Here is a 13,593-nt window from a genome sequence, read left to right on the forward strand (position 1 = left end):
TGCCCGCCACCGGGGCAGGGCCGCGCCCTCAGGTCCAGCCCGTACGTTCCCGCAGCCAGGCACGTGCGGCGCGCGCCTGGGCGTCCTGGAACGTACGCGGGTTCCGCAGCCCGGCAGGCGCCGGACGCGACGCCTGGTCGGTGAAGTAGCCGGCGACCGCGACCGCGACCGCGGTGATGGCCTCGGGGGCGGCGGCGCGGGCCCGCGGCGTACGCGCGAGCAGCCAGTCGGGGGCCGGGCCGCCCTGCGCGGCGACGCTGGGCGCGAACGCCACCACGTCGAACCAGGCGGCGCCGACGCAGGCCCACGGCCAGTCGAGGAACACCACCCGGTCGGCGGTGAACAGGAGGTTGTCCGCCCGCAGATCGCCGTGGAGCAGTGTGCCGCCGGCCGCCGCCCCGGCCCAGCCGGCTTCCACCCCGGCCAGCCGGTCGAGGTGACGGCGGGACCAGGCATCGAGACCGGACGGCGGCCCGGCGGCCAGCCGCCGCCACCCGGTCAGTACGTCGCCGTAGGCCGCGCCGACGCCGGGCAGCCCGGCCGCCGGCGCCGGTGTGTGCCGGTCGTGCAGGGCGGCCAGTGCCGCCAGGACGCGCTCCAGGTCGACGGGCTGCCACGGCTGCGGCGGCAGCCGGCCGTCCACCTCGGTCAGCAGCAGCCCGGCCCAGTCGCCGGCGTCGTACACGCCGAGCACCGCCGGCACGGCCGGATCGTGCTCCAGCAGGCGGGTGACGTGCGCTTCCCGCCGTTGCAGGTCGGTCGATCGCGGGTTCATCCCGGTGGACACCGCCTTGAGGAAGGCGCGCTGCCCCTGGCGGGTGCGCAGCCGGCACGCCGCCCCGACCGAGAAACCACCCGGGGCGGTCACCGCGGACACGACGGGGCCGCCCAGCCGCTGCTCGGCCCAGCCCCGCAGGGCCGGCGGCAGCTCCTCCCAGCCGGCCCGCACGCTCTCCGGTGCCGCGGCCGAACCGCTGCCGTCCGATGCGCTGCCGTCCGATGCGTTGTAGGCCGATGCGTCGGTGGTCATCAGGCCGGCTGCCAGGCTCCGGAGGCGAGCCCCAGGTCGTGGAAGGTGCCCTCCCCGGTGACGCGGCCCCCGGTCAGGACGACGATCTTGTCAGCCGACTCCAGAACCGCCAGCCGGTGTGCGACCACGATCAACGTCATGTCGCGGCCGAGGAGTTCCCCGAAGATCTCCGCCTCGGTGGGGGCGTCCAGGGCGCTCGTCGCCTCGTCCAGGATGAGCATGTCCGGCTCGCGCAGCAGCGCCCGCGCCAGGGCAATGCGCTGGCGCTGGCCTCCCGAGACTCCCAGGCCGCCGGGGCCGAGCAGCGTCGAGTAGCCGACGGGCATGGCCCTGATCTCCTCGTCGATCCGCGCCAGCCGGGCCGCTTGCACGACACGCTCGTGCGGGGCGTCCGGCATGCCGTAGGCGATGTTGTCCCAGATCGAACCGGCGAAGACGCGGGACTCCTGGTCCACGTACGAGAGCCTGCGGCGCATGCCCACCCGGTCCGCTTCCGCCAGGGACACGCCTCCGTAGCTGACGGACCCCTCGGCGGGTGTCTGGAGGCCGGCGATCAGGGAGGCGAGGGTGGACTTCCCCGATCCCGACCGGCCCAGGATCGCGACGAACGAGCCCGGCTCGACGCACATGCTCACGGAATCCACGGCCGGGACCGCACTGCCCGGATGGGAGAAGGTCACCCCGGACAACTCGACCCTGCCGCGCAGATCCACCGCGGCGCCGCGCCCCGCCTGCTCCGGGGAGTGCTCGACGATGTCGGTGAGCCGTGCGAGCGTGGCGGCGAGCCCCGACACCTGAAGGGCGTTCTGGACCAGATTCGCCAGCGGCGCGAACAGGCCCACCGAGAGGGACGCGTACCCGACGGCGACGCCCAGGGAGATGTCTCCCCGCGAAACCCTCAGGTAGCCGTAGACGAGGATGGCCAGCGGCGCGGCGAACTGCACGGTGACGCCGAGCGCGAGAGCCACGGCCTGACTGCGACGGCTCCGGCTCCGGGCGTTGATCTCGTCGATGAGCGAGTGACTCCAGCGTTCGCCGGCGGCGGCCTCCAGACCGGACGCCTTCAGCGTCTGCATTCCGTCCAGGATCTCCATGAGGTCGCCCTCGGCGGCGGCCTGCCGCTCCAGAGCCTCCGCGGCCAGGTAACGCTGGTTGTTCCAGAACACGAGGAGGACGAGAACCTGGGCCGCGGCCAGCACCAGGGTGAGGAGGGCGAATCCGGTGTCGCCCACCAGCATCAGGCACAGGTAGACCAGCACCATCAGACCGTCGACCAACGCCGACAGGGCCGAAGTCGTCAGCACCTGCCGTACGGCCGTACTCGTCCGCACCCGCATGGCGAGGTCGCCCGGATTGCGCCGGGTGAAGTAGTCGTAGGGCAGGCCGAGCAGGTGCTCCAGGACGCCCAGCGTCACCTGCTTGTCCGCGATGGCCTGGAGCGACACCAGATTCAGCCCACGCAGGACCTGGAGCAGCGCGTACGCGCCGGCTGCCCCCAGGACACCGAGCGCAAGCGTCAGCGTCCGGGCACCCTGGTCATGGGACGCCGAGGGCGCGTTCGCCACCACGTAGGCGGTCATCAGGGGTGTGCACAGGCTGAACAGCATGAGCAGGACGGAGAAGCCGGTGAGCCGTTTCCAGGGCTGCTCCCGGCTGAGGAAGTAGCCCAGATAGCGCCAGGGGCTGCGGCCGGCAGCGGGGTGCCGCCGGAACCGGCCGCGCGGCTGCTCCGCCCGGACGCCGCCGAGTGGCGGCCCGAACTCCAGGGCGACTCCGGTGAACGCGTCGGACACGGCGTCCGCCGTCATGCGCCGGCGCCCGAACGCGGGGTCCACGATGTAGACGTGCCGCCCGGTCGCCCGCTCGAAGACGACGAAATGGTCGAAGTTCCAGAACAGGATGCTGCCGGGGCGCAGGTTGCGTAGGCCCGGCACACCGACCCGGACCCCGCGGGCCGACAGCCCGTGACCGCGCGCCACGTCGAGGAGGGTACGGGCCGAGACACCGTTCCTGGAGATCGCCATCTGCTCGCGCAACTCGGCGAGGTTCACGGGGACGCGGTGGTAGTTCAGCACCATGGCCAGGCTGGCGGGGCCGCAGTCGCTGGCCTCCGTCTGGTAGACGACGGGAACCGGGCGCCGTTGCCCGCCCCTGCCCTTGCCGGCCCTTGTCCTGAGCCCCAGCCGGCCGCCCGAGAGATCGGGGACGACCTCCCGGCGGCCGACGACCGTCGTCAACGGGTCGCCGAACTGCCTTCGGGACAACCGGCGCTCCATCGCCTGACGACGGAACCGGCGACGGCCGTCGGCGCGGGCGTCCCCAGCCGCCTTGTCACCTGCCGCGCCCGGTGGTTCCTCAGGCACGTTGCCGGCCTGCCTCTCGTCCGCGTCCGTACTCATCGGCAGCCCTCCGCGTGGCGGCGCATCAGCCTTTCCAGGGAAGCGGCGAGGGCGACTCCCGCCTCGTCCGGCCCTCCGCGCGCAGCACACGACAGCGTGAAGTCGAGCCGATCCGGCGCACTGCCCACCCGGAGGTGCACGGCTGCCGACTCGCGCAGAACCCGCGGGGGGTAACGGCCGTAGGCGACGCACAGGGCGCCGTCCCCGCGTGTCCCGACAGGCGCCACGGGCGTGTGCGGCAGGTAGTTCAGACGGAGGTTGTTGGCCTCGTCAGCGCCCAGCCATCCCGTGCTCGACGGCGCGAGACGCCGCACCGTGCGCGAGGTGACGTGCCGGTTCCTGAGGACCTGGAGCCACTCGTGACGCACCTGGGCGACCATCCCCGCGCCGCTGGCCGGGCGGGTCAGCACGAGGGGGAGGTTCACGCCGAACTGGCCGAGCACGCCGCGTTCGTACGACCGCCGGGTATCCACGGGCAGGGTGATGGCCAGCGTGTCGTCCGGCACCCGCTCGAAGACCGCCTCGGCCAGGGCGGCCTGGACCAACTGCAACTCGCTGCACCGCGCCCGGCGTACCGCACCGCGCAGGACCTGCGCCTCCTCGCCGACCAGGCTGAACCTGAACGTGCGTGGCCCCGGCTCCCCGTCGGCGGCCGCTGGGGCTGCTGAGGTCGTCGGGGCCACCGGGGCCGCCGGGGCGGGAAACCGGCACGGCCGCGCGCGGGCCAGCCGGGACCGCCAGAACTCCGCCGGATCGGGGGAGCCCCCGGCTTCCCGGCGCCGCAGGGCTTCGGCGAACCCGTTTCCGGGCTCGCCGGGAGCGGGTTCGCCGGCCAGCAGCGCATGGTAGACCGACCACAAGTCCCCGGGGAGAAGCAGGTACAGGGCCCCGTCCACGGCCTGCTTCGCGAAGGTGAGCAGCAGGACGTGGTCGCCCTGCGAGCGCCGGATCAGCCGGAACCGGAAGGGGTACTCCTCGTCGAGGCGCCAGGGTGTCGCGGCGTCGCGGGTCGCCAGTTTCACGACGTACCGGGAGAACTTGTCATCCGATGGCGCATGCACCGCCTGGCATGTCGTGACCTCGGAGAGCGGCGGCGCTTCCCGGAACCACTGACCCCAACTCCCCGCCGGCGTACGTCGCATGGCGAGGCGTAGCGCGTCGCGCCTCAGCACCAGGTGGTGAAGGCTGGTCAGCAGGGCCGCCACATCGAGCGGGCCCGTGAGGGAAACGGACATGGAGAAGGACGCCCGCAGCTTCGGACTCGATTCGAGAGCATCGACGAACCGCTGCTGGGGCAGGGTGAGCGGGATCAGCTCGTGGGTGATCACGGCAATTTCTCCTCTGGCCCGGTCCGTTCGGCCGGTCGCGGTCGGTCAACCGAGCAACCCGCGACGCTGGGCCTCGGCGCCCGCCTGAAAGCGGCTGTCGGTTCCCAGGGACGCCATAAGGCTCGCGATGTGCCGCCGGCAACTGCGCACGGACATGCCGAGCCGCTGCGCGATGACTTCGTCTTTCACGCCCGTGGCCAGCAGCCACAGAATGGAAACCTTGGTTCGGTCGGATACTTCCGGTTCCTGCACGCGGTCGGGGTCGAAGCGGACGCCGCGATCCCACGCGGACTGGAAGAGAGAGGCGAAGTAGTCCACCACGGCGCGATGGTGGAAAACCACCGCCGTTCCGCGCGGAGCACCCCCGCCGGCACCGTTCCCCTCCGCCTCGGAAACGTGCGGCGCGATACGCACCAGGCACAGCCGCCTGTCGATCACCCAGGACGGCTGCACCACTTCTCCGATCGTCCGGAACTCCCCGCCCGCGCGGGTCAACGTCTCCATCAGTCCGACACTGGGAAGGTGGAAACGGGCGGAGTGCCGGAGCAGGGAACGGACACGCACCCCCCGTTCCAGAGCCCGAAGCTGGGTCTCCCGGTCCGCCTCGGCATCTGTGGGACACGTCTCCTCCACCGCCGGCTTCCCGGCGAACGCCAGGACCTCGTCGGACGCCTTGTCGACCTCGGCCCGTACACGTACCCCGACCTCCCGATCCGAGGCGATGATCTCCATCGGCTGCGCCCCGGCGGGGAGCCCGGACGTCGGTTCACCCCCGTGCGGCATCGACGAACGCCGCGAGGCCACGAACCGTCAGGCCGTCGTTGTGGTGGAGGAGGCCCAGGTCGACGCCGAATCGCTCATGCAGCGCTTCCGCCAGTTCGACCAGGTCCAGCGAGTTGCCGCCGAGGTCCCAGAAGTCGTCGAGAGCACCGATGCTCCCTACGTCGAGAATCGCCGACCACAGTGATCCGATCTCCGCTTCCAGCTCCGTGCTCAGGGGCTCGTGCCGATAGCGGGTGCGACGGGGATCGGGCACGGCGTCCCCCGGCGTGGTGCACCAGCCGTGCACGGGCCACCGCAGGCCCCGGACGAATTCGACACGGTCGACGTCGACTCCGTAGCAGCGCAGGAAACTCCGACGCAGCGTCAGGCCCGACGGTGCCTCATTTCCGGAAACCAGCAGGGTCACCTTCTCGCCCTGCGCGACACACGCTCCCAGGACCGAAGGGTTCTCGACGCGGAACAGGGCGGCGTCGTGCTTCTCGGCGATCTCTTCGCCCACCATCTCCTCCTTATGGACCACGGCGCAGACACTCCGGTGGCGATCTTTCGGGGGAACAGACCACCACCGGAGTGCCGGACGAGCTACGTCAGCAGTGGTCGGCCAGGCCGCCGCCGCCGACAACGTCGTCGAGAGCCTCGTCGGACAGACCCTCCACGTCGATGATTTCGTTGTCGAAGAAATCCATGATTCACCCTTTTCTGTCGATTGGTGCTTTGTTGAGAAACCCATCTGAGCTGTCACAGATGGGGGCCCGTGATGCGGCCAGCCGGACGATGGCCGCCCGATCGGCCTTGCCCAGCGCCGAGCGCGGGATCGCCGGGACGCGCAGGTACCCGCTCGGGCACTCCGGGGGAGTGAGCCGTGCCGCACAGAACTCGTTGAGCCGCCGGTGCAGTTGCCCGTCGTCGTCTTCGCCGCGGCTGACGACCAGGGCCAGCAGCCCGCGCCCGGATCCGTCGTCCACGCACTCGGCGTCGGAGAGGTCCGGATGCTCCCGCAGCACCGCGGCGGTGCGTCCCAGCCAGGCCGGGCCCTCGCCGGTATCGACCCGATGGGCGAGCCGGTCGTGCAGATAGAGGTAACCGTCTTCGTCGACGAACCCCACGTCACCCAGGCTGGCGAACCCGTCCGCGGTCCGGTCCAGCCAGGGCCGTCCGGCGGTGGTGCCCGAACCGGCGCCCAGCCGGCGCATGTACACCGTCCCCATGTCGCCGGCGACGCGTTCCGCGCCGTCCTCCCCGACGATGCGTATCCGGGTGAGGAGGCCCCGTCCGATCGACCCCGGATGCTCGATCCATTCCCGTCCCCGCAGGAAGGTCATGCCCACACCCTCGGTGCCGCCGTAGGTTTCGTATACACCGTCGGGGCCGAGCAGATCGATCCACGCACGCTTGAGCCCGGGAGGACATGGCAGCGCCGTGTGTAAGAGAGTGCGCACGCCGCGCAGCGATTCCCGGTGATTCTCCGCCGCGGGCAGCAACTCGCCCATGTCATGAGGGGTCAGTAGCAGCCAGTCGGCCCCGTGCTCCTCGATCACCTCGACGGTCCCGGCGGGGTCGAGATTCTCTCCGAGAAGAAGAGTGTGTCCATCCAGTACGGATTGGACGAGCACTCCGAAAGGCGCGATGTGGTACACGGGCAGGGTGAGCAGATGAGTCGTCGCCCCCGACCACCCCGTGGACCGGAAAAGGACATCGGGGATGCCCCGCGGGTCGTAGTCGGCGTAGTTCCAGAAAGGCGTCAGCTTCGGCGCCCCGGTCGTCCCGCTGGTGAGGAGAAAGTACGTCGGCCGACGCTCGTACGGCCGATCGCGCCACGGCGCGAGGAAACCGGCACCGTTCTCGGCGGCAGGCCCGATACCTCCCTGCGCCAGCGCACCGTCAAGGACGTCGGCCGGTAGTCCCGGTGCGTGCAGCACGAGCGTCACCTCGGCGCAGAGCGCCGCGAGTACCAGGGTCGCGGTATGCCGGTCGACGCCGGCCGGATGACACAGCACGAACGACTGATTTCCGTCCGATGCGGCCTGGCCGAGCCTTTCGGCCATGTCGAGGATGTCATCGACGAGTTGTGCCGTGGAAACAGTTTCGGTACCCGTTTGGCCACCGGCACAGATCAGACTCCGGTGGTCCGGAGAAGTCTCCGATAGCTCCCGGAGACGGGCAACCAGAGAACGTGGCCTTTTGTTGGCTGCCATGCTCTTCCTCCAGTCCCCGGGCGCGTTTTCCGTCGTCGCGGAGAAGCTATAGAGGCACGGTCACGAGGGTCAATGGCGGCTCATGGCTAGCACTGATACCGGCAACAAGTGGACAGGGGGACGCAGCGGTGATTCTTGCCATCGACGGAGAAAAGGCACCCAGACCACGGCGGACGACCCCGACAAGGGGACCACCACGTCCACGTACGACGACCGCGGCCAGCTCACCACGACCACCGATGCCCGCGGGGTGAAGCTCGCCCACGTCTACGACGGCCTGGGTCGCAAGACCGAGCTGCGTAACGACTCACCGACCGGAACTCTGCGGTCCCAGTGGGTCTACGACACCGTCGCCGGCGCCAAGGGCCAGCTCGCCACCTCCACCCGCTACGAAGACGGCGCCGCCTATACCTCCCGGGTCACCGCCTACGACCACCTTTACCGGCCGTACAGAACCGCCGTCACCATCCCCGCGAAGGAAGGCGCGCTGGCCGGCACCTACCAGGCCGGCACCGCCTACAAGCCCAACGGCCTCGTCGCCGGGGAAAGCTACTCCGCGGCCGGGTCACTGCCCGGCGGCGGCATCACCTTCGCGTACGACGACATCCTGCGGCCCACCAGGGCCTACGGAGCCTGGGGCAGCTCGTCCGTCATCGCCTACCGCAACACCGGTCAGCCGATGCAGTACGACCTGGCCGCCAGCGACGGCAGCCGGCGCGCCAGGATCACCAACACCTACGAGTGGGGCACCCAGCGCCTGAAGAACTCCCGCGTGGACAGGGAGAACGTCCCCGGTGTCGAGAAGTACGCCACCTACGCCTACGACGAGACCGGCAACATCACCTCGGTCTCGGACGTCAACCGCACCGGCACCGACAACCAGTGCTTCACCTACGACTACCTGCGCCGCATGACCGAAGCCTGGACCGAAGCCGACGAGACCTGCGAGACAGCACCGTCCCCGGGCATCGTGGGCGGCCCGGCGGCGTACTGGCAGTCCTTCACCTACGACAAGTCCGGCAACCGCACCACCCACACCGACCACACCGCACCCGGCGGCGCAGCCCAGGACACCACGTACACCTACAGCTACCCCACCCCCGGCCAGCCGCAGCCCCACGCCCTCACCGATGTGACCAGCACCGGCCCGACGGGCACCAGCACCGACAGCTACACCTACGACGAAGCCGGCAACACGAAAACCCGCACCCTGGCCGGCAGCACACAGAACCTGACCTGGGACCCAGAGGGCCACCTGGCCTCGCTCTCCGAACCGGACGGTACCGGCGGCACGAAGAGCACCGCATACCTCTACGACGCCGACGGCAACCGCCTCATCGGCCGCACCACTCAGCTCATTGCGTTAGCCGTTGTTAGCGGCCCGGCCGTACGACCTGCGGCATGCGGGCGTTTCCCAGTGGCTCAACTCCGGCGCTCCCGCGCCGGAAGTGGCCGCACGCGCGGGACACTCGGTCGACGTGCTTCTGAAGATCTATGCCAAGTGCATCGATGACCAGGAAGCAGAAATGAATGATCGGATCATGGTGGGGCTCGGCGATGACGGCTCTGGATAGTAAAGGCGCTCGCGAGACCTCGGATTAAGCGTAAGCCCCGGTGTGAACCGGGGCTTACGTCGTAACTGCGGCGCGTTGTGTGAGCAGAGACGGTACACGGGATGTCTTGCCGACTGCTGTCCGTATCACGATGCTGTCGGTGTGTCAGACTGGTCCGATCTCTTAGGTCAGACGTTCAGTGCTCTGCTCGGGACCCTGGTCGGCGGCATGATCACCGTGTTGGTAGCCCGCTGGCAGACCACTCGAACGATCACCTCGCAGATGCAGTTGGCTGCTGAGCAACATGCCGCCGATGTCCGGCTGGTACGTGCCGAGAGGGAGCGGGACAACGCGGCAGCCGCCGCCAAACTTCTCCTGGAACGCTTGGCCGACCTCTACGCATGGTTGCCGTCTTTGCCCGACGTTGGATTGGAAGACCCCGGGCTCAGTGTGCACGCGCGCGATCACTGCTCGTCCGCGATGCAGTCCGTCCGCCGCGGAATGCTCACTGAGCTTTTCTCGATCACGGATGTTGACATGCGTGATCGTTACCGCACGCTCGTGCGCCTGATCTATGACGCTGGTTGGCGCGGAGCGGGTGCTGACAATCGCGAGCGACTCATTCGTGACGTGCGTGGCTACCTGCGCTACGTGCAGGTCTCGCTCGGGTGCGTCATCGACGGTGAGCCTTTGCCGAACCACATAGACCCGCCTGTGCTTGATCGGACCTCGCCCACCCCTTGGCGGCCACCCGGCTCCTCTGGGCACTGGAGCGATCCCGCGGACGGGAGCTGAGGGTGGAGTACGCGGTCACGCTGAACCGGCAGTCCAGCAGGTGATGGTGAGGCGGAAACAGCTAGTGACCAGCGACGTTCGAGGGAAAGATCATTACGTGGTCATTACGTGATCAGTGACATGGGGCTGCTTCCGGCGGCCTTCGGCTGCGTACGCAAGAAGACCCCGTCCTCAGCGCTTGCGCTGGTCACGGGGTCTTGGGCACCCAATATACAGTGCCCCCGGCAGGATTCGAACCTGCGCACACGGCTCCGGAGGCCGTTGCTCTATCCCCTGAGCTACGGGGGCGTGTCTCCGCGTGGTGGTGCGGTGACGGGTAGAACCCTACCAGCTTCCGGGGGGTGGTCGGGTACGGGGTTTTGGGGGTGGGGGGCGGGGTGTGTGTGCAGGTCAGGGGCGGAAGTGTCCAAAAGCCGGACGTAGGGGGGCGGGCGCGCCTACGCTTTCACCTGTGCCTGGCTTGTCCGGTCGGGTCCTTGTCGTCGATGACAACAAGGTGATCCGGCAGTTGATCAGGGTCAATCTCGAACTTGAGGGTTTCGAGGTCGTGACCGCGGCCGATGGTGCCGAGTGTCTGGAAGCCGTCCATCGGGTCCGTCCCGATGTGGTGACGCTCGACATCGTCATGCCCCGGCTCGACGGGCTGCGGACCGCGGCCCGCTTGCGGGCCGATCCGCGGACGCGGGAGCTGCCGATAGCGGTGGTCAGCGGGTGCAATCAGCTTGAGGTCGAGGCCGGGCGGGCGGCCGGGGTGGACGCGTTTTTGGCGAAGCCCTTCGAGCCGGTCGATCTGGTACGGGTCGTGCGGCGGCTGGCCGCGCGGCGGGCTTCGGCGCGGGTCGGGGAGTCCCTGGCCGGGGATGCCGCCGACGACGCGGAGCCCGCCGGGTCCCGGGCGTGCTGAGTCGGGGACGGGTCCGGTAAAAGGGTTCGCCTGGCTACCCCGTACCTCCCATACGCTGGTGTCGTGGACCCCGCAGAGCTCACCGGCACCGTTTTGCGTACGGTGCGATCCGCCGCGGTGGGTGAGTTCGGCGCACCCGTGCCGGCGCGTGTCGTCGTGGAGCGGCCGCGGCCCGGGGGGCGCGGGGACTACGCCACCAACGCCGCCCTCCAGCTCGCCCGCACCGCCGGCCGCGATCCCCTCGACGTCGCCGCGCTGCTGCGCGACCGGCTTGCCGCCCACCCCGGTATCGCCGACGTGACCGTCACCGGGCCCGGGTTCCTCAACATCACCCTGCGGGGGAGCGGGGATCCGGTCGAGGAGGCCCTTAGCGCAGGGGAGCGTTACGGGAGCGGGGACTTCCTCGCCGGGGCTTCCTTCCACCTCGTCGCCGACGAGCATCCCCGTGCTCTCGTGATCGCCGGCGCCCTCCGGCGGCTTCTCTCCGCCGCCGGTGCCTCCCTCGGCGAGGGCGGTGAGCGTGTTCTCGTACGGGCCCTGCCGCTCGCGGACGATCCCGCGGGGTTCCCGCCCGACGTTCTTGCCTGGGCCTTCCTGCGTACCCCTGCCGGTCAGCCCCCGCGGCTCACCCCCGAGCTGCTCCTCCGGCGCGACTCCAACCCCCTCTTCCGTATCCGGTACGCCCACTCCCGTACCGCCGCCCTCGCCCGGGGCGCCGCCGCGCTCGGCATCGACGCACCACCCGGCGTGCCCTCCGGCGCCCCGGTACGGCACACTCGCACCGACGGCGCCCTGCGCGCCGCCGTCGGCGAACTCCCCGTCGTCGTGGAGACCGCCGCCCGCCGCCGCGCGCCCGACCGGCTCGCCCGGCACCTCGACGTCCTGGCCGGCGCCTTCCTCGGCGCCGAGGCGGCCCACCCCGCCCTGCCCAGCGGCGACGAGCAACCCACCGCCGGGCACCGGGCCCGGCTGCGTCAGGCCGCCGCCGCGGGTGTCGCCCTGCGCAACGGGCTCGCCCTGCTCGGCATACAGGCGCCCGAGTACGTGTGAGCCACCCGTGAGGCACTTGTGAGAATCCAGTACCGCCGAAGGAGTAACCCGCCGTGAGCCGATCCGCCCACCCCGCCGGCCCCCGGCACGGCGACGTGCTGCCCGAAGGGCACTACGCCGCACCGCCCGCCGACATCAACAACCTCGACCCGCGCGTGTGGGCCCGTACCGTCGCGCGCGACGGCGACGGCGTCGTCACCGTCGGCGGGCTGCCCGTGACCCGGCTCGCCGAGGAGTTCGGCACCCCCGCCTACTTCCTCGACGAGGACGACTTCCGCGCCCGCTGCCGCGCCTGGACCGACGCCTTCGAGGGCGCCGACGTCTTCTACGCCGGCAAGGCGTTCCTCTCCCGCGCCGTCGTCCGCTGGCTGCGCGAGGAGGGGCTGAACCTCGACGTGTGCTCCGGCGGCGAGCTGGCGACCGCGCTGGCCGCCGGGATGCCGGCCGAGCGGATCGCGATGCACGGCAACAACAAGAGCCCGGACGAGATCCGGCGGGCCGTCGAGGCCGGCGTCGGGCGGATCGTGCTCGACTCGTACCAGGAGATCGTCCGCGTCGCGCACATCGCCGAGAAGCTGGGCCGGCGCCAGCGGGTGCAGATCCGGGTGACGGTCGGCGTCGAGGCGCACACCCACGAGTTCATCGCCACCGCCCACGAGGACCAGAAGTTCGGCCTCGCGCTCGCCGACGGCCAGGCGGCCGAGGCGGTACGGCGCGTGCTGAAGCTGGACTCCCTGGAGCTGGTCGGCATCCACAGCCACATCGGCTCGCAGATCTTCGACATGGCCGGCTTCGAGGTCTCGGCCCGCCGCGTCGTCGGGCTGCTCACCGAGATCCGCGACGAGCACGGGGTGGAGCTGCCCGAGATCGACCTCGGCGGCGGCCTCGGCATCGCGTACACCCCCGAGGACGACCCGCGCGAGCCGTACGAGATCGCCAAGTCGCTGCGCGACATCGTCTCCCGCGAGTGCACCGCCGCCGGGCTCGCCATGCCGCGGCTGTCCGTCGAGCCGGGCCGCGCCATCGTCGGCCCGACCGCCTTCACGCTCTACGAGGTCGGCACGGTCAAGGAACTGGCGGGGCTGCGTACGTACGTGAGCGTGGACGGCGGCATGTCGGACAACATCCGCACCGCGCTCTACGACGCCGAGTACTCGGTGGCGCTGGCCTCCCGCACCTCCGCCGCCGAGCCGATGCTCGCCCGCGTCGTCGGCAAGCACTGCGAGTCGGGCGACATCCTCGTACGCGACGCCTATCTGCCGGCGGACCTGGCGGTCGGCGACCTGCTCGCGGTGCCGGCCACCGGGGCGTACTGCCGCGCCATGGCGAGCAACTACAACCACGTGCTGCGCCCGCCCGTGGTGGCCGTGGCGGAGGGGGCGGCGCGGGAGATCGTGCGGCGCGAGACGGAGGAGGACCTGCTGCGGCTCGACGTCGGCTGAGGAGCGGGAGCGTCGACAGGCGGTTCCCGTCGAGCGGCGTCTCCGGCCATATCTCAAGCCGTAAACCGTACGTCTCGGCATCCGGACAGGGCGTCGCAATCGCCCGCCGCTGCG

General features: G+C 70.5%; 10 protein-coding genes, 1 tRNA gene and 1 pseudogene. 5 read left to right on the forward strand and 7 right to left on the reverse strand.

Going from position 1 to position 13,593, the window contains the following annotated elements:
• Positions 1-28 precede the first annotated feature (28 nt).
• From QBL21_RS07450 to QBL21_RS07475, 6 genes are all read right to left on the reverse strand, one after another.
• Positions 29-1,030 carry a phosphotransferase family protein gene (locus tag QBL21_RS07450; protein ID WP_407561203.1) on the reverse strand — a complete coding sequence of 334 codons (1,002 nt, stop codon included), beginning with the start codon at positions 1,028-1,030 and terminating at the stop codon, positions 29-31.
• Positions 1,030-3,294 carry a peptidase domain-containing ABC transporter gene (locus QBL21_RS07455; protein ID WP_407561204.1) on the reverse strand — a complete coding sequence of 755 codons (2,265 nt, stop codon included), beginning with the start codon at positions 3,292-3,294 and terminating at the stop codon, positions 1,030-1,032. The genes QBL21_RS07450 and QBL21_RS07455 overlap by 1 nt, the downstream gene beginning before the upstream one ends.
• A gap of 131 nt (positions 3,295-3,425) precedes the next feature.
• A complete protein-coding gene (locus tag QBL21_RS07460) occupies positions 3,426-4,757 on the reverse strand; it encodes a condensation domain-containing protein (RefSeq protein WP_407561205.1) in 1,332 nt (443 codons plus the stop codon).
• A gap of 45 nt (positions 4,758-4,802) precedes the next feature.
• Complete coding sequence (locus QBL21_RS07465; protein ID WP_407561206.1) at positions 4,803-5,489, reverse strand: hypothetical protein; 687 nt, start codon at positions 5,487-5,489, stop codon at positions 4,803-4,805.
• 34 nt (positions 5,490-5,523) lie between these two features.
• Positions 5,524-6,042, reverse strand: coding sequence for an acyl carrier protein (locus tag QBL21_RS07470; protein WP_407561207.1), 519 nt, complete (start codon positions 6,040-6,042; stop codon positions 5,524-5,526).
• 187 nt (positions 6,043-6,229) lie between these two features.
• Positions 6,230-7,735, reverse strand: a complete 1,506-nt coding sequence (locus QBL21_RS07475; RefSeq protein WP_407561208.1) for an AMP-binding protein — start codon at positions 7,733-7,735, stop codon at positions 6,230-6,232.
• Positions 7,736-9,105: 1,370 nt separating this feature from the next.
• Between QBL21_RS07475 and QBL21_RS07480 the strand changes: the two are divergent.
• Both QBL21_RS07480 and QBL21_RS07485 read left to right on the forward strand, forming a co-directional pair.
• Positions 9,106-9,309, forward strand: a pseudogene (locus QBL21_RS07480) (site-specific integrase); the annotation flags it as partial.
• Between the two features lie 141 nt (positions 9,310-9,450).
• On the forward strand, positions 9,451-10,083 hold the full coding sequence (locus QBL21_RS07485; RefSeq protein ID WP_407561209.1) for a hypothetical protein: 633 nt from the start codon (positions 9,451-9,453) through the stop codon (positions 10,081-10,083).
• A 216-nt stretch (positions 10,084-10,299) separates the two neighbouring features.
• Here QBL21_RS07485 and QBL21_RS07490 read toward each other — a convergent pair.
• Positions 10,300-10,371 (reverse strand) — tRNA-Arg (locus QBL21_RS07490).
• Between the two features lie 163 nt (positions 10,372-10,534).
• Between QBL21_RS07490 and QBL21_RS07495 the strand changes: the two genes are divergently transcribed.
• The 3 genes from QBL21_RS07495 to lysA all read left to right on the forward strand — a co-directional run bounded on the left by QBL21_RS07495 (position 10,535) and on the right by lysA (position 13,479).
• Positions 10,535-10,987 carry a response regulator gene (locus QBL21_RS07495; protein ID WP_407561210.1) on the forward strand — a complete coding sequence of 151 codons (453 nt, stop codon included), beginning with the start codon at positions 10,535-10,537 and terminating at the stop codon, positions 10,985-10,987.
• 63 nt (positions 10,988-11,050) lie between these two features.
• Positions 11,051-12,037: a DALR anticodon-binding domain-containing protein gene (locus QBL21_RS07500; protein ID WP_407561211.1), complete on the forward strand. Its 987-nt coding sequence runs from the start codon at positions 11,051-11,053 to the stop codon at positions 12,035-12,037.
• Positions 12,038-12,090: 53 nt separating this feature from the next.
• Positions 12,091-13,479, forward strand: coding sequence for a diaminopimelate decarboxylase (gene lysA / locus QBL21_RS07505; protein ID WP_407561212.1), 1,389 nt, complete (start codon positions 12,091-12,093; stop codon positions 13,477-13,479).
• The last annotated feature ends 114 nt before the right edge of the window (positions 13,480-13,593 follow it).

It is taken from the genome of Streptomyces sp. 184 (assembly GCF_045781775.1).
Classification (GTDB): domain Bacteria; phylum Actinomycetota; class Actinomycetes; order Streptomycetales; family Streptomycetaceae; genus Streptomyces.

What these genes read in the sequence shown, in the direction of transcription:
- QBL21_RS07450 (WP_407561203.1), bottom strand. Translation starts at nt 1,030, where the DNA reads ATGACCACCGACGCATCGGCCTACAACGCATCGGACGGCAGCGCATCG.
- QBL21_RS07465 (WP_407561206.1), bottom strand. Translation starts at nt 5,489, where the DNA reads ATGGAGATCATCGCCTCGGATCGGGAGGTCGGGGTACGTGTACGGGCC.
- QBL21_RS07470 (WP_407561207.1), bottom strand. Translation starts at nt 6,042, where the DNA reads ATGGTGGGCGAAGAGATCGCCGAGAAGCACGACGCCGCCCTGTTCCGC.
- QBL21_RS07475 (WP_407561208.1), bottom strand. Translation starts at nt 7,735, where the DNA reads ATGGCAGCCAACAAAAGGCCACGTTCTCTGGTTGCCCGTCTCCGGGAG.